Source organism: Stenotrophomonas sp. GZD-301, from assembly GCF_049310345.1.
Classification (GTDB): domain Bacteria; phylum Pseudomonadota; class Gammaproteobacteria; order Xanthomonadales; family Xanthomonadaceae; genus Stenotrophomonas.
This window is the reverse complement of the sequence record NZ_JBMOWY010000028.1, coordinates 22,855-46,148: the sequence shown is the minus strand read 5'-3', so window position 1 is coordinate 46,148 and position 23,294 is coordinate 22,855. Positions and strand designations below refer to the sequence as shown.

Here is a 23,294-nt window from a genome sequence, read left to right as displayed (position 1 = left end):
AACAAGGCATCCGTCCCGCGTTACGCCCGCCGGTACCAGCACCACACATGCGGCGGCAGCCGGCTTTCCAGATCGATGCCCAACGCCGCGTGGCCATCCAACGCGTCGCGCAGCAGCACCTGCGCCCGCACGGACAAGGCATCGCAGGCGACCGGCGCCTCCGGCAGCAGCATCGCCGACCAGTCGTACAACTGGTCCGCCCGTGCCAGCATCGCGGCGGCGAGCCAGGCGCGCAGTGGATGGATCCGGTGCCCGCCGTCGGCCAGTGACTGCACGGCGGGCTGCAGAAGGTCATTGGCGCCCCGTACCCACTCGGTCTTGCCGCCGGCCTTGTCCTGCACGGTGAGTGGTGCGGGCGCCCGATGCGCCTTCAACGGGCGGCGCAGCGCCAGTTCGATATCGCGCGCATCGCGCTGCGTTTCGGTTTCAATCAGCACGCCGGCGTCGAGATCGAAGAACTCGAACCAGCGGCGATGGAGCGCGCCGATGCGCGCAAGCGGATCGCGCGAGAACCCGATCTTGCCGTAGTCCTCCCATGCGCACGGGAACACGTAAGCAAAGCAACGCCCGTCGAGCGCGATGGCGTTGTTCTGGTCCTGCATCGGTTTCATCATCGGCGGCTTACCCACGTTCTGGACCGCAACCAGCTTGACGCGGCGGCGGATCATGAGCTGCGAACACCGTGCGAGCGCAGCGTGACGGCCAGCGGTTTGATCCGACCACGACGCACCGACGCGCATGCTGCGACCCTGCCGACCAAGGAGACCACCGATGCCGGATCGGACAGCAGTGCAAGGGTGCCGCATGTCGGAGTGGACGCCCCTGGCGCGCGCGTTCTACCAGCGTCACCCCACCGAGGTGGCGCCGGACCTGCTCAACACCATTCTGCTGCGCGACGACGGCCGTGCCGGGCACATCGTGGAAGTGGAGGCCTACGCCGGCGACCAGGATCCGGCCGCGCATTCGTTCCGCGGCATGACCCCGCGGACGCGCACGATGTTCGGTGAAGCCGGCCATCTGTACGTCTACTTCACCTACGGCATGCACTGGGGCGCCAATGCGGTGTGTGGCGACATCGGCCAGGGCTGGGGTGTACTGCTGCGCGCACTGGCGCCGCTGGCCGGTGTGGATCAGATGCGGCAGGCCCGCGCCGCCGCCCGGCGCGATCGTGATCTGGCCAGTGGGCCGGGTCGCCTGTCGCAGGCGCTGGGCATCACCGGCGCATTGGACGGCACCGACCTCACCGACAGCGCCGGGCCCGTCCGGATCGTCAGCGATGGCATGCCGCCGCCCGCGCACCCTGGTATCGGCCCGCGCATTGGCATCCGCCGCGCCACGGCGTTCCCGTGGCGATGGCATGTGCCCGGCAACGAGCATGTGTCCGGCCGCAGACGCCCAGTTTGACGGCCCATACGACAGATCCACGCACATGTCGCCTGGTCACGGTACCGGACCGGGTAAACTGACGCCTCCTTTCACGGTGGATCACGATGGGCCCGTTCGACCGCACTGTCCGTCTCCGCTGGCAAGCCGCCTCGCTGCTCGCCGCAGCGCCCGTGGCCGCCTTCGCGACAGGCGAGCCGCCGGCCTCGCCCGCCGCTGCACAGTCCTCGGCCTCGCGCACCGCGTTGGTACAGGCGCTGCACGCGCGGTTGCTGGCTGGGCACAGCGCGACCAGCACGCTGGAAACCTGGTGCGCCGAACAGGGCCTCGCCGACACGGCGAAGGTGCGGGCAGTGCGCGTGCAAGGTGTCCAGCGCGATGCACCGCCGGAAGTGCGCGACGCGCTGCAGGTCGGTGCCGATACGCCGCTGCGCTACCGCCGCGTGCAACTGGTCTGCGGCAGCCGCGTGCTGTCAGAGGCCGACAACTGGTATGTGCCGGACCTGCTCACCCCCGCCATGAATGCCACCCTGGACGGCAGCGACGAACCGTTCGGCCGCGTGGTGAAGCCGCTCGGCTTCCAGCGCCAGACCCTGCGCGATGCGACCTGCTGGCCCGACTGCGGCGAAGGCGCGCAGGCCACCGTGCTGGAAGTGCGCGCCGTGCTGCGCGACCACGCGCAGCGACCCTTCAGTTACGTCATCGAGAGCTACCTGCAGGGCGTGCTTCCCTGATGTGTAATGCACCTTCACGCAGATGCGAGGCCAACTAACACTGCAGCGCCTAGGGTCAGGGTTCACGTCCGGAAAAAGCGACATCGACCATGACCATCAAGACCGCAGAAGACCTGTTCATCCACGAGCTGTCGGATATCTACAGCGCCGAGAAGCAACTGACCAAAGCCCTGCCCCGCCTGGCCAGGGCGGTGACCGACCCCGAGCTGTCCGCCGCGTTCGAGACCCATCTGGAGGAGACGCTGGATCAGGTGGACCGGATCGATCAGATCGTCGAGCGGCTGGGTATCCGTCTCAAGCGCATCAAGTGTGCGGCGATGGAAGGCCTGATCGAGGAAGGCAAGGACGCCATTGACGGCATCGAGAAAGGCCCGGTACGCGATGCGGCCCTGATTGGCGGCGCGCAGAAGGTGGAGCACTACGAAATCGCCTCGTACGGGACCATTGCCGCCTTGGCCAAACAGCTCGGCTACAAGGCCGCACTGCCGCTCCTGCTGGAAACGCTTGAAGAAGAAAAGGCGACGGATGCGAAGCTGACACGGCTTGCAGACTCTGGCGGAAACGCAGCAGCCGCTGCCGCCTGATCACGGCTGCAGCGCCTGCGTTGGCACCAGCGCTGCACCCGCCTCCATCACTTCCCGCTCCAGCGCGCGCAGGAAGCCGCAGAAGCCCTGCGGCGCTTTCGACGACCGGCGTGCGCTGGTGGTCACCACGGGCTGCGCCAGCCAGGCGATGGTCGCACCGGCGTTGCGGAGCGCGTGGATGAGCGCGACGTCCTCGCCGGTGCACAGCGGCGCGAACCCACCGGCTGCCCTGTACGCGGTGGCGCGCATGCCCAGGTTGGCACCGTGGATATGAGCGTGCCCGTCCTTGGCCAGCTCGCGGCATGCAAATGCCCTGCGCACGGCATCGGGATAGTCCAGCCAGTCCACCACGTCCACCACGCCGCAGAACACATCCGCGCCGCAGCGGGTCTGCTGCCAGAGCCAATCGGCAGGAACAACCGAATCGGCGTCGGTGCTGGCGATCCAGCGCGCGCCGTGCGCGAGCGCTACGGTGGCCGCTGCCGCACGCGCCGCACCGACGCAGCGGGCGTCGACCACCACCGTTGCAGCCCCCTGGTCGATGCAGATCGAGGCGGTGTCGTCACTGCAGCCATCCAGCGCCACCACCGTGAGCACCGCCTCGCCGCGCAGGCCCGGATGGGCGGCAGCGAGCCGGACCGAGGCCAGGCAGCGTGCGATGACCGGCCCTTCGTTGTGGGCCGGTACGATCACGGCGATCACCGCAGACCCTCCCACGCCGCAACGCTGGTGGCGCGTGCACTCCACCCCTGCAGCAGCAGATCGGCGTCCTGATAGGTGAATGCTTCCACCAGGTGTTCCGCGAGCGCGCCATGCACGTCGTCAGTGGTGCTGCGCGCCGCGTCGAACGGTGGCCGCCAATGGCAGGCCAGCAACAGGCCGTCGTCGGTGAGGCTGTCGCGCAGCTGGCGCGCCATCTGCTGCAGCGCGGGTGCCGGCAGGTAATAGCCGACTTCGCTGACCACGATCAGGTCGAAGCGGCCGGAAGGCCACTCCTGCGGATGGCTGGCCCGCTCCAGGCGCACCTGCGGCCATGCCCGGGTCGATACCGCAGCGTCGACCAGCGCATCGGCGCTGATGTCTGTCCCCAGCAGCGTGTCGCACCGCGCCGCCAGCGCTGCCGTAAGCACGCCGTTGGAACAGCCCAGCTCCCACGCGCAGGCGTATCGGCGTCGCGGCAGGCAGGCCAGCGTGAGCGCGCGCTTGCGGGCCTCGTACCACCGGCTGCGATAGTGGAACGGGTCCGGCTGCTGGTAAAGCGTGTCGAAATAGGCCGCCGTACTCATCCGATCAGCACCTCGAAAGGACGGCGGAAGCGCGCCGTGACGTGGTCGGGAAGGATGGGCGCACAGGCCAGGCCGTCAACGGCGCCGGTCTGGGTAGCGAACGCGTCCAGCGCGCGCTGCTTGCGGCACAGCGAGGCCGCGCATAGCGGAATGCGGGCGGCTGCCGGCCACGGCGCGGTCATCGCGTCCGGGTCGAGCCAGTGCCAGGCCCAGACCGGGTACTGCAGCACCGCGACACCGCGTGATGCTGCCGCCGCCAGCGCGGCACGTCCGGTCGCATCATGGTCCGGATGCGCATCGTGGATCCACGGCGCCACCAGCAGGTCGCCAGTCACCAGGTGCGCGGCCAGCTCCGCAGCCAGGTCCGCCTCATGGGTGGCAACGGCGCCATCGGGCAGCCCCAGTGTGGTGACATGCGTGGCGTCCATGCCCAGCAGGCGCATGGCATCGGCCAGCTCGCGGCGGCGTGCATCGCGCAGTCGCGCGGCAGGCCACAGGGGCTGGTCGGGATAGCAGGCCTCGCCATCGGTGACCGACACGACGTGCACATCGATGTCGTGGCCCAGCGCCGCCTGCATCAGGCCGGCGCAGCCGAGCACTTCATCGTCCGGATGCGGCGACACCACCACCAGCCGGCGTATGCCGGTCAGCACGGCGCTGGCCTCCCGGGCGGGCAGCGCGCGCAGCCAGCCGCTGCGGTCCCAGTCGGCCTCGCGGTTGCCCGGGCCGCTGATCCGAACGGTCACAGCGTCCACGGTCCCTCCTGGGTGTGGACCGCTCGCCCCAGCTCGGCCCAGTCACGATCGCCGTGGCTTTGCCGGATGAACACCGTCAGGTCGCTCCAGCGCGCGGCGTGTCCGGCATCCAGGCACATCGGTGCCGGCCCCAGCGCGCGGCCTACGGCATCGAGCACCTGCACACAGGTGCGCTCCACCACGCTGCGCACACGGATCACATCGGCCTGGTGCGGCTGGGAGGGCATGGCGTCGATCCATGCCGCCAGCTCACGCAGCAACGCCGCCGACGCCTGCAGGCCCATGTCGACCTGGCCGAGCAGCGCGGCGATCTGCGCATCGCTCGTTACGCGCGGCGAGCGTTGCAACGGTGCAGCCAGCGCCACCGCCGCGCCGTACCAGCACGCCGCGATGCCCGCGCCACCATGCCAGAAGCCCGGCCGCGCCAGGTACGTTCCCGGTTTGCCGACCGGCTCGGCAGGCACCGCGGCGAACTGCACGGTACCGCTGGGGATGCCGCCCATGCCAGAGGCGTGCCAGGTCTGCGGTTGCGCGCGGATGCCTTTCGCATCCGCGCGGACACGGACCAGCTGCGTCCCTTCGTCGCAGCGCGCCGTCACCAGCGCTACGTCCACCAGCCCAGCACCGGAGCACCACGGCTTTGTGCCACTGACGGTGCCCGTGGCGGGATCGAAGGACAACGTGGCCTGGGGGCCTTCGGCAGCCCACACCGCCGCCAGCGTGTCGTCGGGCAACGGCAGCGCATGCAGGTCGGCCAGGATCGCCTGCGCGTCGTAGTGCGCCTCCATCACCTTGGCCACGCACAGGTCGCGCGCCGCGATCGCGCCCAGCGCGCGCCAGCGCTCCAGCGTATGGCCACGGCCGGGCAACGGCAGCGACGGTTGCCGTGCCAGCACGTCGCGCGCATCGGCCGCCAACGCCGGTGCCGCGTGTTCAGCGCGCCGGTCCACCTCAGGGCGTGAGGATCACCTTGCGGCAATCCTCCTCTTTGCGGTCGAAGATCTCATAGCCACGCACCGCCTCTTCCAGCGGCAGGCGGTGCGTGATGATCACGCCCGGGTCCAGCGTGCCCTCGGCGATATGGTCCAGCAGCTCCGGCATCAGCCCCTGCACATGGGTCTGCCCCATCTTGAACGTCAGGCCCTTGTCGAAGGCGTCGCCGAGCAGGAAGCCATGCAGGTAGCCGGCGTACACGCCAGGAATGCTCACCGTGCCGCACCGCCGGGTGGCCGCGATGCACTGCCGTATCGCCACGCCGCTGCTGCCCTCCACTTTCAGGGTGGTCAGCGCGGACTCCAGTGCACTGCCTTCCGCTTCGAAGCCGACAGCCTCGATGGACGCGTCCACGCCACGCCCGTTGGTCTGGGTGATGATGTACTGCGCCGGATCCTCGATGTGGCTGAAGTCCACCGGCGTCACGCCGTAGGTCTGCGCCGCGAAGGCCAGGCGATAGGCCAGGTGATCCACCATGAAGATGGTCTCGGCGCCAAGCAGGCGGCAGCATGCCGCCGCCATCAGGCCCACCGGCCCGGCACCGAAGATCGCCACGGTTGCGCCGGGTTTGATACCGGCATTGAGGGCGGCCTGGTAGCCGGTCGGCAGAATGTCGGACAGGAACAACACCTGCTCGTCGGCGAGCACCTCGGGAATCCGCAGCGGACCGACATTGGCTTTCGGCACCCGCACATACTCGGCCTGGCCGCCGGAGACGCCGCCATACAGGTGGCTGTAGCCAAACAACGCGGCCGGCGGCCGGATGCCCTTCTGATTCACGGCCGCGCCCTTGCCGGTATTGGTGGTTTCGCAGGCGGCATGCTCGGCCAGCCGGCAATGAAAGCACTCGCCGCAGGCAATCACGAACGGCACCACCACGCGGTCGCCGGGCCGCAGATCGGTCACCGCGCCGCCCACCTCTTCCACCACGCCCATGAACTCATGGCCGAGCACATCGCCGGTGTGCATATCCGGGATCTTGCCGCGATACAGATGCAGGTCCGAGCCGCAGATCGCGGTGGCGGTCACGCGCAGGATCAGGTCGTCCGGTGCGGCAAGGGTGGGATCGGGAACGGTGTCCACCCGGACATCCTTGCTGCCGTGATACGTCAGTGCGCGCATGGTCGAACTCCTGTGAAGCATGGACCTCACAGATACCGGTACGGACGTAGCAGGGCGGTGACCGGGATGTGCGCGCGGCGTGTTTGCCGTGCCCTGTATACGCAGAACGCCCCGATCGGGGCGTTCTGTGCATCTGGCGGGTCATGCCCACGGCGTGGGCCAACCACGCACTGCCTACTCCAGTTCGGCCAACCGTGCGCGATACGCATCGCGGATACACGCCGCGTCGCCGCACACATCGCGGACGTTCCGCCGCCATTGCCCCTGCGCGGTACTGACGGCACCGGCATCAACGGCATTGGCCCGCACGTTCCTGAACGTGTCCGCCGTCTCCCGGTCCAACGCGGCCAGCTCGACATCGGCGCAGATCATCTCCTCCACCCGGGAGGAGGCCTTGGCGCACGCGAAACTGGGGTTGGGCAGCGCATCTGCAGCAGCCACGGCAGCAGGCTCCAACTGCGCGGCATCGGCATCGGTATCGGCATAGTCGTCCGCCTTCGCGGAGGCCAACGGATCGGCCGCGTCCTCCGCGGCTTCCTGCGGCTCGTCTGCCACCGCCGGCGCCGCAGGCGCGCTGGCCTCGCCGCTGGCCAGGTTCGCGCGGATTGCCACACCGATCCCGATCATGTCGCCCGGAAGCACGCTGACGTCGACCAGGTGCTGTCCGTCCACGGCCTGGGAGGTGTACTCCAGCCGGAGCGTGTAGACGTCCTGACGCGCATTGTTGAAGGGCGCAGTCAGCTCGGCTTCGCAGCTGTACCGGCTGATCGCCTCGTCGTAGTGGGTGGGATGAGCAAGCGAGAGCTGCAGCAGTTCGCGCAGCTTGGCCGCGTCCAGCGAGGCGGCGGCGCTGTTCGCCCCGAGCTGGCGCTGGAGAATGCTTCGCACCAGATCCAGAGTGCGTTCGTCGCCACATGCCGGTGCCTTGCCTTCGCCGCACCCGGCCAGCAGCAGCGACAGCACGATTCCGCCCAGCACAACCTTTGTCATCGACATCCGTGTCCTTCCTGTGGATAGAGAGGGCAAACCGCCCGTGCCGTCGGTATCGGCAGGACGCTCACCTTCTTTACCCCTGTTGTAGCACTCCCTCCTATCGGAACAAGCGCACTCGGTAGTGCTGCTCTATCATTAAGCCCGATAGAGGCCCGCTCTGGGCCGGCACCCCACGCACGCAGGCAGTATCAAGGATGGCAATCGATTGGCGCCCCTCTGGTTGGGGCAGGCTTCTGACCCGCTCCCCGCACTGGTGGCTTCGGCTCGACGGCGATCACATCGAGGTCAGCATCGCTGGCCAGCGCCACCGGGAATACGTGGAGGATGCGCACCGCGTGCAGGTGATCCCCGGCCTGCTCTGGTCGCGGGTGGAGATCGACGGGGAGGCAGGCAATTGGCTGTCCGCCGATGGCCTGCCCAATGCCCGTGGGGCCGAGCTGGCCTCGGCCCTCGACGTACTGCTTGATGACCGGCGCAGGCGCGAGCGCAAGGCGCTGTTCGACACCGTGCTGGCGCAGATGCTGGCGTGGCTGGGCGCCGCCCGCACCCTGATCGACGCCGGAGACCGCGGCCGCCGGTGGATCACGCACGAGGAACAGACTGCCCTTCTTGACGACCGGCCCGCCCTGCCCGTTGCCGCGTCGGATCTGGAGCCCCTGTTCCTCGATGCGGAGATCCACCACGACCTGCAATCGCCCGCGCACCAGCGTGCCCTGTCGGCCCTGCACGACTGGGCGCTGGACTGGCCCGAGGTGTTTGCCCAGGCCAACGAAGGCATGACCCGCCGCGAGCTGGTCCTGGCCAAGGCGTTCCTGGACAAGGTCGAGAGCCAGCCGCTGACCGAGGAACAGGCCCGTGCGGTGATCTGCTTCGACAACCGCGTTCAGGTCGTCGCGTCGGCCGGCTCGGGCAAGACCTCCACAATGGTCGCCAAGGCCGCGTACGCCATCGACCGCGGCTTCGTGGCGCCCGAACGGATCGTCATGCTGGCGTTCAACAAGGATGCCGCCAACGAACTGCAGGAGCGTGCGCAGCGCTCCTTCGAACGCCTGGGCATGGACGACACCGTGGTCGAAGCCCGTACGTTCCATGCACTGGGCCTGGCCATCATTGCCAAGGCCACCGGCCGCAAGCCGGACATTCCCGACTGGGCCGTCGACGCCACGCAGGGCTTCCACAAGCTCTCCGAGCTGGTGGATGACCTCAAGGATCGCTCCATCCACTTCCGCACCCAATGGGACATGTTCCGCCTGGTGTTCGGGCGCGACCTGCCGCCGCTGGGTGAGGACATGCTGGCCGATGGCTACGACCGCGAAGGCAGGCCCTACATCCGCACCCTGCAGGGCGAGCGGGTCAAGAGCATGGAAGAGTGCGTCATCGCCGACTGGCTCTTCTACAACGGCGTGACCTACCAGTACGAGCGCCAGTACGAGTTCGATACCGCCAGCGACACCCACCGCCAGTACCGCCCGGACTTCTACTACCCCGACGCGACCCTGTATCACGAGCATTTCGCCCTCGACGCCAATGGCCAACCGCCGCGGCACTTTGCCGGTTACATGGAAGGACTGGTGTGGAAGCGGGAGGAGCATGCCCGGCGCGGCACCGCACTGGCCGAAACGACCTCTTTCGGGCTGCGCAGTGGCCATGCCCTGGACTACCTGGCCGATCGGCTGGGTGCCTCCAGCGTGACGCTCGACCCCAACCCGGATCGCGATCTGCCCGACGACGGCGCCAAGCCGATGCCCGATTCGGATCTGATCGGCCTGATGCGCACTTTCATCGCCCATGCCAAGAGCAACTGCCTGTCGCTCGATGACATGGCCGAGCGCCTGCGGCAGATGCCCGAGGACCACTTCAAAGAGCGCCACCGCCGCTTCCTGGAGATCGCCACCCCGGTCATGCAGGCGTGGGACAACGCGCTGGCCGACGAGAGAAGCATCGACTTCGAGGACATGCTGAACATGGCGGCCGGCCTGCTGGAGCAGGACCGGTATGCGTCGCCCTACGACCTGGTGATGGCCGACGAGTTCCAGGATGCGTCCCGCGCACGTGCCCGCCTCTGCCGTGCACTGGTGAAGCCGCCCGGCAAATTCCTGTTCGCCGTGGGCGATGACTGGCAGTCGATCAACCGCTTCGCCGGCGCCGACGTCTCGGTGATGACCGGCTTCCGCGCGTGGATGGGGCAAGGCCAGGTCCTCAAACTCGAACAGACCTTCCGCTGCCCGCAGGCACTGTGCGACATCTCAAGCCGCTTCATCGGCAAGAATCCCGCCCAGATCGCCAAGGTCGTCCGCTCGGTCACGCCCGCGCAGGGGCCGGCGCTGCTGGCCTTCCAGCTCGGCAAACGCGATGAGGTGCCCGACGGCGTGCGGCAGTACCTGGCGGCGCTGCACCAGCAACTGCTCTCCGGCGAGATTCCCCGTGGCAGAAACGGCCGCGTCTCGGTGTTCGTGCTCGGCCGCTACCGGGCTGACCGCAGCGTCGTGCCTGCCGATTGGAAGACCGCATTCGGCAGCACGATGGACGTGGAGTTCCTGACGGCTCACCGCTCCAAGGGCAGAGAAGCCGACTACGTGATCCTGCCAGGCATGGTCAACCGCGGTTTCCCCAGCCTGCGGTCGGACGACCCCGTGCTGTCGTTGGCGATGCCGACCGGGGATACCTACCCGCTGAGCGAAGAGCGCCGCCTGTTCTACGTCGCCCTGACCCGCGCCCGGCGCACGGTGGCCCTGTTCACCCTGCTGGGGAAGAACTCGCCGTTCCTGGATGAGCTGGTGAAGGAAGGCGCCGTCAAGGTCACCGGCGTCTCCGGGGTTCCCGTCACGGAAGAGCGCTGCCCGGTGTGCAAGGTGGGCGTGTTCGTGGATCGGACCGGGCCGCACGGGCCGTTCCGGTCATGCTCCAGCTATCCGGCCTGCCACAACAAGCCGAAACCGACCGGGCAGTGGCCGAAGGCCAGGCAGAACACACCGTTCGCAGCGGCGCCGCGCTGACGTCACAGGAAGGTCGACGTCACCATCCCGCGCAGGTGCTGCGCAGCGTGGTGCGAGGTATCCGTCAGCACGTAAACGTGATGCGCCGGCAGGGTCACCCGCTCCAGGCCCGCCGGGCAGATGAGCGATCCATCGCGCGCGACATCCAGCGCGTCGACAATCCCCACCGCCACGCCGCTTCTCACACATGCCAGCACTGCGTGTGCGTTGGCGCTTTCCAGCAGAATCCGGTAACGGATGCCGTGTTCTTTCAACGCCGCCACGCCGGCTTCCCGATAGGGGCATCCGCTCAGCTGGAGGGCGACATTCACGGGCAGTTCCGGGTCATGCCGGAAACCGGGCGCCGCCGCCCAGCAGGGGAGCGTTGAGCGCAGCCGCAGGCCTGGGCCGGGATGTTCGCGACTGACCGCGATGGCCAGGTCCAGCTGTTGCCGCGCAAACAGCGCCAGCAGTTCCGTGCTGGACCTGACCACGACATCAAGCTCAAGCGCTGGATTGTCGGCGGCCACTGCGGGCAGGAACTCGCTCATGAAGGATTCGGCGTAGCCGTCGGGAACGCCGAGTCTCACCCTGCCGGTGATCCGTTGCGGGGTTAGTTTCGCCAGCAGCCGATCATGGGCCATGAGGAAACGTGTCGTTTCCGTCAATAGCTGCTGCCCGGCCAGCGTCAGCTCCACCGCGTGGTTGCTGCGCACCAGCAGCTGCTGCCCGAGCGTTGCTTCCAGCTTCTGGATCTGGGCGGTTACCGCCGACGGGCTGCGGTGGACATAGGCGGCCGCATCCTTGAATCGTCCAAACCGGGTCACCGCCTGAAAGGTTCTAAGCACATCAATGTCGAGGCCTTTGCCCATCGGATCACCTGATTTCGTTGTGTCGAACTCACGATTCAATTCATTGAGATGTACAGCGTTTACACCCGCTTCTATGGTGGGTCAAGGCATGAGGGGAGTGAGACGGATGAGCTTGAATGCCCTTGTCGTCGATGCACTGATGCACGCCGGTCCTTACAAAAGCCAACGGCTATGGACTGTGGAAAACCATGAGAAGTACTCAACGCTTGCCCCGCCAGCATCGGGGCCGGTTGACCTTCAGACCTGCAACCATGACATCTTTCTGCTGATGTGCGCCCTCAATCAGCAAGGCATGAGTCAGCACGGACTGTGTGCTGACGCACACGGCCACGGCGCGCTCAAATGCACAATCGATACGCTGGCGGACCGGCTGGCAACGCTGAGCTGGCGGCGGCATCTGCACTACGTCGAACTGGGCCCCGAACCGGTCAAGACGGCCCACCTGCTGGCCCGGATCGCCGACAGCTGCGCGTCCATCCGCTACACCGCCATCGACATCAACCAGACCTCGGAACACGCCATGCGCGCCGCCATACTCCCGATCGTGGAGGGGCGAGGCAGCTTCAACTACATCGCTGCTGACTATCGCACCGTGACCCATGCGGACTTGTGTTTCGATCAGGACCTCACCTTGATCACCCTGCTCGGCTTCCAGGAAGGCAACGAACTGGCGGTGAGTACCGGAAGGCTGATCCGCACCCTCGCCGGCGACAACACCTACATCCTCTCGGAGATGCAGGTCTACGAGGAAGGCCTGCAAAGCGCCATCCACGCCTTCTACGCCAATCCCAACATGCTCCGGTTTTCCCGCTTGATCGCGTTCCAGCAGGGATTCACACCGCTGGGCGAGCATGAGATCACGCTCGTGCAGCTGGACATTCTTGACGAACGCATACACGTCGCCGTGACCCTGCAGCCTGTGCGCGGGCCACACCAGCAGGGCTACCTGCTCACCAACATCTGCCTCAAATACACCGCCGAGCAGTTCCGTCGCGTCAGAGCCCTGCACTGCAACTGCAGCGTGGTGGGCGAATGGGCCAGTGGCGATGGCTCGGTGCGCTACCAACTCGCAAAGTACCTCCAGCAGCCCCCCTTCGGGAGTGACACGCCATGACTGACATCGACCGCCTGCCCTTGTTTGACCGCGGTATCGGGCGCGTCAAGCTGGCGCTCAACGCCACGTTCAGCGCTACGCCGCGTCCCACATCGCGGCGTGTGGAGGAAGAAGCGCGCTGGAGCGACGACCTGCTGTGCCAGCCAGGCCCTCTGGTCAGCGACACCCGCACGCTCGAGGCACTGGGTTACCACACCAGTCCTCATCCCCGCATTGCGGTGGGCGCCCTCACCGCTGTCGCCTGCGTCCATCGCCTTTTCACGCCCGACGCCGTCGCCGCCCTGCAGACCATCTGCGCCCGACTGGAAGACGCGGCGGGTGACAGCGACTGGATCATTTCCCGGCGTACCCGGGGCGTGACGGCGTTGTCGCCCTTCATCAACGCGATGATGAACAGCCGCGGTTTTCTGTTGGCCGTCTCGCGCATTGCCGGCGTACCGCTGGTGCCCTACCCCATGTGCAACCCACGCTCGCAGATCAACTACTTCCATCCCAAACCCGCCGGGCAACCGCAGCAGCGTGGCATGTGGCACACCGACGGCACCAACTACGTGCTGAACATCGTGCTGTCGGGGGCGGCCGACTATACCGGCGGCGAGTTCCTCATCCATAACGGCACGGTGGATACCTTCGATGCAGGGGATGACCGCTCCGCCGAAACCGCACGGTTGGTCGAGCCGGGGGATGCCCTGTTCATCTATGGGAGCCGTGTGTTCCACGGCGTTCGTCCCGTCACGACCGGGCGACGCATGTCGCTGGTGTTGTCCTTCCACTGCCCCTACGCGCGCGAGGACTCCAACACATTCTGGCACCTGGCATCTGACGACGGCATCGCGGCGACGGTGCCCGACTGGGCGCGCCTGCGCTGGACCCTGCACCAATCGTCCGCCCGACAGTTCGCACGGATTGGCATCACGCCCATTACGTTCGAGGAGCTCCAGTCCGCAGGAAGGTGAACATGCCCCGACATGCGTTGTACCTGCTCCTGCTGCAGGCTGTCTTCGTCCTTTCCTGGAGCTCGGGCTTCATCGGTGCCCGGCTGGGCACACAGGACGCCGGGGCCATCACTCTGCTGTTCTGGCGCTTCCTGCTGGTCACCGCCTGCCTGTTGCCGTTTGTGTGGCGCAGGCTGCGTGCGCTGACGGGCGCGCAGCTCCGCTACAACGCCATCATCGGTTTCCTGTCCCAGTTCGCGTACCTGGTCAGTGTGTACATCGCCATCCGCGGCGGCCTGCCGGCAGGAATCGCCGCCATCATCTGCGCACTGCAGCCGTTGATCACCGCCGCCCTGTCGGCACGGGGCAACCACGAGCGCAGCGGGCTGCAGGAATGGATTGGGCTCGCCATCGGGTTTGCCGGCGTCGGCATCGTGATCGCGGGCGAATATGTGCTCACCGACAACAGAATACATCCCGGGCTGTATGCGCTGCCGCTGATCTCGGCCACCACGCTGTCCATCGCCACGCTGTACCAGCGACGACAATCGGTGCTGTCCACCGACCACAGCAGGGACGGCCAGTTGATGCCGCTGTTTCTGCAGTCGGCCACCACCCTGGGATTGCTGGCTATGGTGGGGCTGTCGATGAACGCCATTGCGATCCCGGCGGGCGCACAGGTCTGGATCGCGGTTGTATGGCTGACCCTGTTCTCGACCTTCATTGCCTATCTCAGCCTGTGGGGGCTGCTGAAACGGATGTCGGCGCCCCGCGTGTCCGCGCTGGTCTATCTGGAACCGCCGGTCACCCTGTTCTGGGCAGCGCTCATGTTTGGCGACGCCCTGCGCTGGACCACCTACGTGAGCATCCTGGTGGTGGCCGCCGGCGTCCTGATCATGCGCCGGCACGCACGTCAGCGCGTTGCCTGCGGCGACGCCTGACTCGGCACGCCGCGACATCTCTGGTGCGGATCGGCGCATCGGGTGAGCCTCAGATGTTCTCGGCCATCCAACTCCAGCGCATCCGTATCGGATTCTGCCAGCGCGGGCCGCCATAACCCCGAGCGGGCTGCCGGTGTCGGCAGCCCGCCCTCGACGCGCTAGTTGAGCGCGAACGTGACCGGCACGCTCACCCGCCCCGCCACGCCTTCCCCGTTCTCCTGCGCCGGATTGAACCGCCAGGTCCGGGCGGCCTCCATTGCCGCCCTGTCCAGATCGCGGTTGGCCGACGTCTTTGAAATGGACACGTTGGTGACCGTGCCGTCGGCGGATACATCCACGATCAGCGTCACTTGGCCTTCTATGCCGGCGCGGAATGCCGCCGGCGGGTAGCGCGGCGGATTCATGCTTTTGGACGTCGCATCCACCGTGGCTTCGGTACGGGACTGGGCGGAATCGGACGCCGGCTCGCCGGACGGACGGGCCGCCGCTGACGATGACGACGCCTGGGCAGGCTCGCCCCTGTCCCGCCGCATCTGCGCGCGGGCTTCGGCGACTACATCCGACGGACAGCCCTTCTGTGCCGCTTCTTTCGCCGCCTTGCCGAGGAATTCGCACGCGCTCTGGTCGCCTTTGCCGCCCATGCAGTAGTCGTTGGCCAGCAACGACGACTTGGCGAGCTGCAGGCATTCCTCATGAAGGGCTTCTGCCGGCGTCCTGCTGGTGACGGCACACCCTTCCATGACCTTGTTGGCCACCCAGCCGGCGATATCGCGGCAGGCATTGAAGTTGCCCGACTTGCAGTTGGAACGCGCCTCTTCCTCCCCCTTCGCAATCACCTCGCACTTGCCGCCGGCCGCTGCCGGCGCCTCCTGCGGCGGCTCGCCGGCCACCTCGGGCACGTCTGCGGCCGCACTGGCGGCAATGCCGCTGGCGGGCGCCTCAGGCGCCAGCGGCGCACCGGATTCGATCATGTCCGCCAGAAGAATGTGATTGAGCCTGCCACCCACGGTGGAGATGCCAAAGCCGCATACCGGCACACCGCGCGTTCCGAACATGGGGGAGTCCTTGCCGCCAGTCACCAGCTGGCCCTCGGCGATGCGCCGGTTGATGACGGCGCTGCTGTTCGGCGACCACACCTCGTATGCCGATGCGCCTACGTTGACCGTGCCCACGGAGAGGCTGTCGCCGTTGACCCGGACAGTGCGGCCAAACCGGGTGGCGACGCCCTCGAAGTACACCGCCTCACCCGCCTTCAGCGGCCCGGTTTCCCTGGCGAGGTCACGTCGGCCCGCCGATGCATCCAACGCCCCGGACGTGGTCGCGCTGACAAAATGGATCTTCATCTCCAGGCACGTCTTGCTGGCACCGTCGGTGGCGTTGGGATACGCCTCCACGTACGCCGCCAGGTGCTGTTCGATCTCGGCCAGGCCGGGATTCTCCTCAAGCGCCTTCTTCTGCGCACACCCGATGGCGAGCATGGCAACGGACACAACAACCACATTCCGCATGGACCGCATGAAACCCCCTGTTGTACTGATGATCAACGGTCGTGTACGCGTCGATCATCCACATCGCATTGCAGCGCAATGCTTCCTTTTAGCCCTTCAACGCACGCATGCCCGCAGGGCCTGATACGGCCACAGTCGTGCATGAGTGCCCCTCCCGCAACACGTCGTCCTTACGGGCAGGAGGATTCTACGTTGGAATGTCCCTGTTGCTGGCAGCACCCCATGCAGCTGCCTGGCGCAACCTGCCCCTACTCCCCGTGCTGGACGTCCACCGCTGCGGCTGCCTCCGGCGCCAGGGTATGGATGACGGTCCCGTCCGCCCTGAGAAACTCGATCGCGCCGTAGCCCTCTGCAGTGACCGTCAACCGCAGGCGGGGCGTGTCGGCGGTGTCATGCAGCGCTATCGCCGGCGTGCCGTCCGGCGCTACCACCATCTTGATGCGCGTGGGCGCCGCGATGCCCGGCACCAGACGGTTGTCCAGCGCGGGCTCGCGGAGCAGCGGCGGCGCCTGATTGATCGAGAACGCCACCTCCCCGTCCGGCGACACGCGCCAGCCGATGGCGTCCAGCGCAGGATGGTCCAGGGCCAGCACGGCCATGCCGCCGGCCACATCGGCGGTCCCGAAGCCGCCCCGCTCGCTGCCCGTTTCGTCGTACAGCACCAGGCCGGCAACGTTGAAAGCGCGGCGGTACTGGATGCCATCGATGATCGGTGCCGGTGTACGCCCGGAAAGCGTCATGCGGATCACGCCGTTGTCGTCGACGATATCGATGCGCCGGGCGGTGATCCGATCGGTGTCAGGGGCGGCGATCGTCGTCTCCGGCGTTCGCGACACGATGATGCGTTGCAAGGCCTCCAACGAGGGGCGCGACGCGGGGGCGTGCTCGGCCGCCTCCACGGGCAATGCGCAGGCTGGGAATGACGCGACGAGGACGGCACCTGTCAGGGCCTTCATCAGGACGCCCGTCATGGCCACACCACCCACGTCCCTGGCTGCACCGGCTGGACCGTCACATCTTTCCCCTTGGCAAGCATGGCCAGCGCGCGCAGCGGCGCGTCCACCTCCTGGTACTCCGCAATGCCCGAGATGCCGTAGTGGATGGGAACGATGGACCGCGCGCCAAGGATAGTGGCCGCGGCGATGGCCTGTTCGGGGGTGAGCACGCCCGGCTGTCCGCTGACCGGTTTGCGCCAGCCGAATCTGGCGCCATTGACGGGCAGGAACGCCATGTCAAACGGTCCGAGCTGTCGCGCGATCTTCCACCAGTGCCCGTGCCACAGGGTGTCGCCGCCGTGGAAGATCCGTCGCCCGCCAGCAGACACCACCCACGACACCTGCGGGTCGCCGTAGCCATCCGATGCGGGCACCGCGGTGGCGGTGAAGTCGCCCAGCAACTGCGGCTCCCACAGCGCTGCAGGACGCGCCCGGGCTTTCGGGGGGATCGGGAGCGGATGGGTCCCGGCGGGATGGATCACACTGCCCCCCGCATGCAGCGCCTGCGCCACGGCACCCGCATCGAAATGGTCCGAGTGCACATGGGTGAGCAGGACGCTGGTCTCCCCCACCGGATCCGCGACCGGAATCAACGCGTCCGGCAGCGCCGCGCCCCACTCGGCGGCATTGGTCAACGGATCGATGAACAGCGTTGAGCCCGGGAGCTGGAGACGGATGCCTGCCCAGGCCAGCCGCTGGATGCGCAGGCCGCCCAGTGCCGGCACCTGCGCGGCAGCGAGCGATGCGGGCAGCAGCAGCGCCGTCGCTCCGGCTGCACAGCCGGACAGGAAGGCCCGTCGCCCCACCCGCGCACCGCCCGATGCAGATGCGCTCATGCGACCTCCGCCGGACGTGCCAGATAGGTATCCAGTTCGAAAATGCCCTGGGCCTCGATAGCCTCCAGATTGCGCTGGTGCCAGATCCGCTCGAAGTCGGTGGGTTCAACGCCCGGCGCGAGGCACGCGTCCATCGGAATGGCCGCAATCCTCTCGCCCAGCGGACCCGTGTCTGCCTGCGCGCGCAGAGTCACCACGGCACGCCGTAGGTGCTCCAGATAGTGCAGCGCGTTGTCGAGCACCGTGGCATCGAACGCACCCATGTGTCCGCCGACCACGGTGCCGCGCCCGAACTGCCTGGCCCGGCCAATCGCCGTCCGGATCTGTGCCGGGTCCGCCTTGGAGAGATAGACGATATTGCCCACGATGTTGTCGCCGACGCAGACCAGGTCGGCGGTGGGGACATCCACGCTGAGGTGGTCCAGGGTCTTGCCCGGGTTGTGCAGCAGGCGGAGCTCATGGCGACCCCAGCGGATGCGCATCGCGCTGTCGAACACCACCTGCGGCTCACGGTAGAACGCATCCACCCGGCGGTTCTGCGACAGGAAGGTGTGACGATAATTGCGATGCGCGATCGTCATCGCGTCGGGAAACACGGTGAGCCCGGCGATGTGATCGCTCATGAAATGAGTGAAGACCATCGCGCGCACCGTCTTCCCCATCTGCCGGCACAGCAGGTCACGCAACCGGACGGCGTCACCGGAACTGGCAAGGGCGTCGACCAGCAGCACCTCATCGCCGTTGAAGAATACGGTCGCGACGGACGCATGATCGTCGCCGACGCATAGCGAGACGTCCGGACCCAATGGTGTCAGATGCACGGCGGCTTCCCTTGATATGGAGGCCGCCATGATTGTCAGCGGTGCCGGGCCTGACAAACGACATGATTTGACCGTCAGGTTAGAAAACCTAACCTGATAGGATCGGTCATCGGTGATGGTTGGAGCCCTGGATGAAACCGCGTCACGCCCCTCCTCTCAACGCCCTGCGCGCGTTTGAAACCGCTGCACGTTGCCTGAGCTTCCAGAAGGCGGCGGCCCAGCTGTTCGTCACGCCGGCGGCCGTGAGCCATCAGGTCAAACGGCTGGAAGACCATCTGGGCACCGCGTTGTTCGAGCGCGGCCATCGGACCGTCACGCTCACCAGCGAAGGCGCTGCCCTGGCCGCGTCGCTGAGCGAGATCTTCGGGATGCTGGACCTTGCGCTGGACCGCGCTTCGCCCGCCGCCACCGCCGACCTGCGCGTCAGCACGATCGAGTCCTTTGCCGCCAAATGGCTCGCCCCGCGGCTGCACCGCTTTCATGCCCGCCACCCCGACATCCAGGTGCGGATTGTCACCTCCGACCAGCTGGCGGACGGTGGCCGCGACGGTATCGACATCGCGCTTCGGTATGGCCCCGGAACAGGTTACGGCGACGCGGCCGGCCTGCTGATGGAGGCGCCCGTGTTCCCCGTCTGCGCGCCGGGCACCCTGCGTGCAGACGGCCTGCCCCTGAGCTCGCCCGCCGATCTCGCCCACGTCACCCTGATCCATGACCAGAGCGCGGAGGGCCGGCCAGGCGTACCCGACTGGGCCGCCTGGCTGGCGTTCGCCGACGTATCGACGGTGCGGGCCGATACCGGCCCGGTGTACCCCAGCATTTACCTGGCCCAGGAAGCGGCCCTCCACGGGCACGGGGTGGCATTGGGCGTGGCGCCGCTGGTGGAGGAAGACCTGCGCCGGGGGCGGTTGATCCGACCCTTCGAGGCGCAGTTGCCCAATGCGTATGCGTTCTGGGCGGTCTGTCCGGCTGCGGGGCGGAAGGTGGGAGCGACGGATGCGTTTCGTCGGTGGTTGGAAGTGGAGAGGGACGCGTCGATCGCTCAGATGTGAAACGCCGGACCTGCCGAGGACGTCGGCGAGCTCACCCTGACACGGAACGCAATCAGCAGGCTGGCGAGGAGCATCACGGCCGCGGCAACCGTGAGGACTGCGACGATGCCTCCCAGCCCGAACACCAGGCCGCCCAAGGCAGCACCTGCTGCGATGGAGGACTGCACAGCAGCGACCACCATCCCGCCGGCGCTCTCGGCCTGGTCGGGCACCGCACGCGCGACCCAGCTCGACCAGGCCACGGGCACGCCACCGAAGGCCAGGCCCCAGAGCGCGACGAGAATCGATAGCCCGCCAACGCCCACCGGCAACAGGAGCATGCCGAGCGCGGCGACGCCAACCAAGGCAGGCATGATCACCAGGGTGACTTTCAAACTGCGCTCCATGATCCAGCCTGCCAGTAGCGTGCCGACAAAGTTGGCCACGCCGAATCCGAGCAGAATCAGCGCCAGGCCATCCGCACTCATCTGCCCCAGGCTCTCCAGCGTTGGGCGGATGTAAGTAAAGAGCGCGTACTGGCCGGTGTGCGCCAGAACGCAGCCCAGCATGCCGACCGCAACGCCTGGCCGGCGCAGGAGGCCCACCACCGACTCAGGGAGTGCCGCCTTGCGCGGCGCCATTCGGGGCAGCGTGAACCACTGGAACGCAAACGTGAGCCCACCTACCGCCGTCGCAGCCCAGAAGGCGCTGCGCCAGCCCAGCAGCCCTCCGAGATAGCTTCCCAAGGGAACGGACACCACCGTGCCGACCGCAATGCCGCTGAAGATGATGGACAGCGCGCGAGGCACGCGCTGTGGGGGCACCAGCCGCATGGCCACGGCTGCGGCCATGCTCCAGAAACCGCCCAGCGCGACGCCCAGAAGGACGCGCATCACCAGCAGCACGCCCATGCTGGACGACAGCGCCACCAAGGCGTTGGAGAGGATCATCAGACCCGTGAAACTCAACAGCACCACGCGCCTGTCCATCGAACGGGTCAGCCGAGGCACCAGCAGGCCAGCGAACAGGGCCACTACAGCGGTGACCGTCACGGCTTGACCGGCCAGCGCTTCCGACACCCCCAGGTCCGCCGCCATCGGCGTCAACAGGCTGGCAGGCAGATATTCGGCCGTCAGCAACCCGAAGACACCCATCGCCAGCGAAAACACGGCCACCCATGCCGATGAAGACGGCGCCCCGCTACCGCTGGCCACAGAAGCAGGCGCGTCCGCGGCATCCACTACGTTATTGCTCATCAAAGATCCCAGTGCATTCGTGCAGCCGAGAGTCTAGGGAGCCATGTCAGGATGATCTATGATTGTCCAACCTAGATTTTTGATCGAAACGCCGGGCCTTCTCAATGAATCACGCTCCCGCCCAGCCCACCGACCTGATCAGCCAGCTGCTGACCGGCATGCGGCTGCATGGCGTGCAATACCGACGCATTCAAACCGGGCCGACCTTTGGGCTTGGATTTCCCCCGAAGCCAGGGCATGCCTACTTCCACTACCTGGCGGTGGGCAATGCGATTCTTCGTGACGCGGACGGCACCCAACACCTTCTATCCGCCGGGGATGTCGTGCTTCTTCCCCGCGGAGACGGCCATTCGCTGTTGTCTGGGGTCGACCACCCAGTGCAGTGCCTGGAAACGATAGACGCAGCCCCACTGGGTGACGCGGTGAGCGGCGTAGACACGTGCCCGAGCACACATCCCGTGCCAAGCGCTGTTCTCTTCCACGGATGCATGGTGGTCGATCTGGGTGGCATGCATGGATTGAGCAAGTTGATGCCTACCGTGATGTTGGCCGATGGCAACGCCGCTCAGTTTCCTGGGTTGTTGCCGATGGTCGATGCGATGAAGCGCGAGGTGTGCTCCGGACGCATTGGATTTGCGGGAATACTCGCCCGGCTGGCGGATGCAGTCGCCGCCATGATCGTCCGTGACTGGGTCGAGCGCGGTTGCGACGGAGCCTCAGGCCTGGTCATGGCCATGCGCGACCCTCGTCTATCGCTGTCGTTGCTTGCGCTACACCGAGACCCTGGGCGTGACTGGACCGTCGACGCGCTCGCTGCAGAATCAAACATCTCGCGCTCTGTCTTTGCAGACCGGTTCCAGACCGTCATGGGGACCGCACCCCTGCGGTACGTAACCGAACTGCGCATGCACTTGGCAAGTCGATGGCTGACCCACCAAAGCCTATCCATCGAGGTCGTGGCAGAGCGCCTCGGCTACGCGTCGCAGGCAGCGTTCAGCCGTGCCTACAAGCGCGTCATGGGGCACTCTCCTGGCGCGACTCGGCGAGGGCACCCGTTGGCCTCTCCATAGGAGAGCTGCCATCCGGACAATCGCCTCGCGCTTCGCCGCTCATCGCCGCTGCGCCGTCGGCGCCTGGTCTGCCTTGAGCGTGGCGCATGCCGGAGACCGGTGGCCACCGCTGCTGCCCCTGGTCCTGCTTCAGGCGCAGACAGTTCACCCGAGCACCATGACGTCGGACGCTCTCGCTGTCGCTGCTGGATGGGCTGCTACGAAGGGGAAATGACTCAGACGTGATTGGCGGAGAGAGTGGGATCGGATCACCACCGATCTAACCAATTCTCTCCGTTTCAGAAAGCCTGTTTCGTTGGTTTCCTGGGACGTTTCCTCGATCATAGCCCGTCTTAGGTACGGTTGGTACCGCCCTGCGGGGTGGTCAATCGCCTAAATAGCTCCTCCTGACAAGCGCGGCAAAGCAATCGGGATCTTCAGTGATCCGGACAAAGAGGACCTCATCGATCATGCTCAGCGGCAGAGGACCTGGGTAGCCAGCTTCGACATACGGGACAATGTTCTGTGAGAGGTCGCCAGAGCTGGACCACTCCGTCCAAGGCAGCAACTCTTGGTAGCTCTCCGGCTTGAGCATGAGGATCGCGATTCCGGCACCACCAGGCCGAGCAGCTTGAAATGGATAACAGCGTCCGCGGTACTCAGCAATGTTAGGCACCTCCTGCATCCTGTAGTCGAACACGCTGACGCAGCCGATTAGCCTGAAAAATGAGTTAGCGGATGAGCCGAAGGTCGTCTCAAACTGCCCATCAGCGTTCGGCAACAGTGCGCCAGAGCAAAGTATCGCCTGCATGTTCTGCCGCCTGGTTACATGGAAGACACGGCTCTCAAGCAGCGCCTCAAGATCGCGAAAAGGCTGCGATTCAGCCTGAACAAACTCTCTCTTTCGCATCGCTGGTCCCCCCCCGCTCTTCGCGAACAACTGTTTTCAATCGTTCGACCATGTTGGTCATATACCGCCGATAGCTGAGCTGACAGATACTGTCACACTGGCAAGGATGCCCACTCCAAGCACCGGGTGCTTTCGGTTCCAATGATGATGCCGACACGACTACTCTGCGGCATCGGCGCATGGCGACGGAACGCGCCTGCC

22 protein-coding genes and 1 pseudogene are annotated in these 23,294 nt (G+C 66.6%); 9 read left to right on the top strand and 14 right to left on the bottom strand.

The annotated features are described in order from the left end of the window. Window positions 1-20 precede the first annotated feature (20 nt). Entirely contained in the window at window positions 21-614 is a 594-nt protein-coding gene (locus tag ACO6VK_RS07420) for a GIY-YIG nuclease family protein (RefSeq protein WP_422506345.1), read from the bottom strand. Between the two features lie 190 nt (window positions 615-804). Here ACO6VK_RS07420 and ACO6VK_RS07415 point away from each other — a divergent pair, with 190 nt between their 5' ends. From ACO6VK_RS07415 to ACO6VK_RS07405, 3 genes are all read left to right on the top strand, one after another. Continuing rightward, a complete protein-coding gene (locus tag ACO6VK_RS07415; protein WP_422506260.1) occupies window positions 805-1,404 on the top strand; it encodes a DNA-3-methyladenine glycosylase in 600 nt (199 codons plus the stop codon). A gap of 86 nt (window positions 1,405-1,490) precedes the next feature. Then, on the top strand, window positions 1,491-2,117 hold the full coding sequence (locus ACO6VK_RS07410; RefSeq protein WP_422506259.1) for a hypothetical protein: 627 nt from the start codon (window positions 1,491-1,493) through the stop codon (window positions 2,115-2,117). Between the two features lie 89 nt (window positions 2,118-2,206). Then, window positions 2,207-2,701: a ferritin-like domain-containing protein gene (locus tag ACO6VK_RS07405; RefSeq protein ID WP_422506258.1), complete on the top strand. Its 495-nt coding sequence runs from the start codon at window positions 2,207-2,209 to the stop codon at window positions 2,699-2,701. Here ACO6VK_RS07405 and ACO6VK_RS07400 read toward each other — a convergent pair whose 3' ends face one another. The 6 genes from ACO6VK_RS07400 to ACO6VK_RS07375 all read right to left on the bottom strand — a co-directional run bounded on the left by ACO6VK_RS07400 (window position 2,702) and on the right by ACO6VK_RS07375 (window position 7,847). Further along, entirely contained in the window at window positions 2,702-3,403 is a 702-nt protein-coding gene (locus ACO6VK_RS07400) for a glycosyltransferase (protein WP_422506257.1), read from the bottom strand. After that, complete coding sequence (locus ACO6VK_RS07395; protein ID WP_422506256.1) at window positions 3,400-3,987, bottom strand: class I SAM-dependent DNA methyltransferase; 588 nt, start codon at window positions 3,985-3,987, stop codon at window positions 3,400-3,402. The genes ACO6VK_RS07400 and ACO6VK_RS07395 overlap by 4 nt, the downstream gene beginning before the upstream one ends. Further along, on the bottom strand, window positions 3,984-4,742 hold the full coding sequence (locus ACO6VK_RS07390) for a PIG-L deacetylase family protein (protein WP_422506255.1): 759 nt from the start codon (window positions 4,740-4,742) through the stop codon (window positions 3,984-3,986). The genes ACO6VK_RS07395 and ACO6VK_RS07390 overlap by 4 nt, the downstream gene beginning before the upstream one ends. Further along, window positions 4,730-5,692 (bottom strand): acyl-CoA dehydrogenase family protein, encoded by a 963-nt coding sequence (locus ACO6VK_RS07385; protein WP_422506254.1) that lies wholly within the window; start codon window positions 5,690-5,692, stop codon window positions 4,730-4,732. The genes ACO6VK_RS07390 and ACO6VK_RS07385 overlap by 13 nt, the downstream gene beginning before the upstream one ends. A gap of 1 nt (window position 5,693) precedes the next feature. Further along, window positions 5,694-6,857 carry a zinc-dependent alcohol dehydrogenase gene (locus ACO6VK_RS07380; RefSeq protein WP_422506253.1) on the bottom strand — a complete coding sequence of 388 codons (1,164 nt, stop codon included), beginning with the start codon at window positions 6,855-6,857 and terminating at the stop codon, window positions 5,694-5,696. A gap of 174 nt (window positions 6,858-7,031) precedes the next feature. Further along, window positions 7,032-7,847, bottom strand: coding sequence for a lysozyme inhibitor LprI family protein (locus ACO6VK_RS07375; protein ID WP_422506252.1), 816 nt, complete (start codon window positions 7,845-7,847; stop codon window positions 7,032-7,034). 203 nt (window positions 7,848-8,050) lie between these two features. On the opposite strand from ACO6VK_RS07375, the gene ACO6VK_RS07370 reads away from it, so the two are divergent. After that, window positions 8,051-10,846, top strand: a complete 2,796-nt coding sequence (locus tag ACO6VK_RS07370; RefSeq protein WP_422506344.1) for a UvrD-helicase domain-containing protein — start codon at window positions 8,051-8,053, stop codon at window positions 10,844-10,846. Between the two features lie 2 nt (window positions 10,847-10,848). Here the strand turns inward: ACO6VK_RS07370 and ACO6VK_RS07365 are convergent, their stop codons facing one another. Then, window positions 10,849-11,697 (bottom strand): LysR substrate-binding domain-containing protein, encoded by an 849-nt coding sequence (locus ACO6VK_RS07365; protein ID WP_422506251.1) that lies wholly within the window; start codon window positions 11,695-11,697, stop codon window positions 10,849-10,851. A gap of 106 nt (window positions 11,698-11,803) precedes the next feature. Here ACO6VK_RS07365 and ACO6VK_RS07360 point away from each other — a divergent pair, with 106 nt between their 5' ends. The 3 genes from ACO6VK_RS07360 to ACO6VK_RS07350 are packed head-to-tail and all read left to right on the top strand — an operon-like array spanning window position 11,804 to window position 14,687. Next, on the top strand, window positions 11,804-12,811 hold the full coding sequence (locus ACO6VK_RS07360) for a hypothetical protein (protein ID WP_422506250.1): 1,008 nt from the start codon (window positions 11,804-11,806) through the stop codon (window positions 12,809-12,811). After that, window positions 12,808-13,767 carry a 2OG-Fe(II) oxygenase gene (locus ACO6VK_RS07355; RefSeq protein WP_422506249.1) on the top strand — a complete coding sequence of 320 codons (960 nt, stop codon included), beginning with the start codon at window positions 12,808-12,810 and terminating at the stop codon, window positions 13,765-13,767. The genes ACO6VK_RS07360 and ACO6VK_RS07355 overlap by 4 nt, the downstream gene beginning before the upstream one ends. Before the next feature lie 2 nt (window positions 13,768-13,769). Further along, on the top strand, window positions 13,770-14,687 hold the full coding sequence (locus ACO6VK_RS07350) for a DMT family transporter (RefSeq protein WP_422506248.1): 918 nt from the start codon (window positions 13,770-13,772) through the stop codon (window positions 14,685-14,687). Between the two features lie 158 nt (window positions 14,688-14,845). Here ACO6VK_RS07350 and ACO6VK_RS07345 read toward each other — a convergent pair. The 4 genes and pseudogenes from ACO6VK_RS07345 to ACO6VK_RS07330 form a co-directional block, all read right to left on the bottom strand. Next, window positions 14,846-15,130 (bottom strand): annotated as a pseudogene (locus tag ACO6VK_RS07345) (energy transducer TonB); the annotation flags it as partial. A 1,313-nt stretch (window positions 15,131-16,443) separates the two neighbouring features. Continuing rightward, window positions 16,444-17,166, bottom strand: a complete 723-nt coding sequence (locus tag ACO6VK_RS07340) for a hypothetical protein (protein WP_422506247.1) — start codon at window positions 17,164-17,166, stop codon at window positions 16,444-16,446. Continuing rightward, window positions 17,163-18,026 carry an MBL fold metallo-hydrolase gene (locus ACO6VK_RS07335; RefSeq protein WP_422506246.1) on the bottom strand — a complete coding sequence of 288 codons (864 nt, stop codon included), beginning with the start codon at window positions 18,024-18,026 and terminating at the stop codon, window positions 17,163-17,165. The genes ACO6VK_RS07340 and ACO6VK_RS07335 overlap by 4 nt, the downstream gene beginning before the upstream one ends. Then, complete coding sequence (locus ACO6VK_RS07330; protein ID WP_422506245.1) at window positions 18,023-18,847, bottom strand: MBL fold metallo-hydrolase; 825 nt, start codon at window positions 18,845-18,847, stop codon at window positions 18,023-18,025. The genes ACO6VK_RS07335 and ACO6VK_RS07330 overlap by 4 nt, the downstream gene beginning before the upstream one ends. Window positions 18,848-18,978: 131 nt before the next feature. On the opposite strand from ACO6VK_RS07330, the gene gcvA reads away from it, so the two are divergent. Beyond that, window positions 18,979-19,899 (top strand): transcriptional regulator GcvA, encoded by a 921-nt coding sequence (gene gcvA / locus ACO6VK_RS07325; RefSeq protein ID WP_422506244.1) that lies wholly within the window; start codon window positions 18,979-18,981, stop codon window positions 19,897-19,899. Here gcvA and ACO6VK_RS07320 read toward each other — a convergent pair. Continuing rightward, a complete protein-coding gene (locus ACO6VK_RS07320) occupies window positions 19,890-21,134 on the bottom strand; it encodes an MFS transporter (protein ID WP_422506243.1) in 1,245 nt (414 codons plus the stop codon). The genes gcvA and ACO6VK_RS07320 overlap by 10 nt on opposite strands. A gap of 104 nt (window positions 21,135-21,238) precedes the next feature. Here ACO6VK_RS07320 and ACO6VK_RS07315 point away from each other — a divergent pair, with 104 nt between their 5' ends. Then, window positions 21,239-22,204, top strand: coding sequence for an AraC family transcriptional regulator (locus ACO6VK_RS07315; RefSeq protein WP_422506242.1), 966 nt, complete (start codon window positions 21,239-21,241; stop codon window positions 22,202-22,204). A 364-nt stretch (window positions 22,205-22,568) separates the two neighbouring features. Here ACO6VK_RS07315 and ACO6VK_RS07310 read toward each other — a convergent pair whose 3' ends face one another. Then, window positions 22,569-23,093, bottom strand: a complete 525-nt coding sequence (locus ACO6VK_RS07310) for a hypothetical protein (protein ID WP_422506241.1) — start codon at window positions 23,091-23,093, stop codon at window positions 22,569-22,571. Window positions 23,094-23,294: the final 201 nt, after the last annotated feature.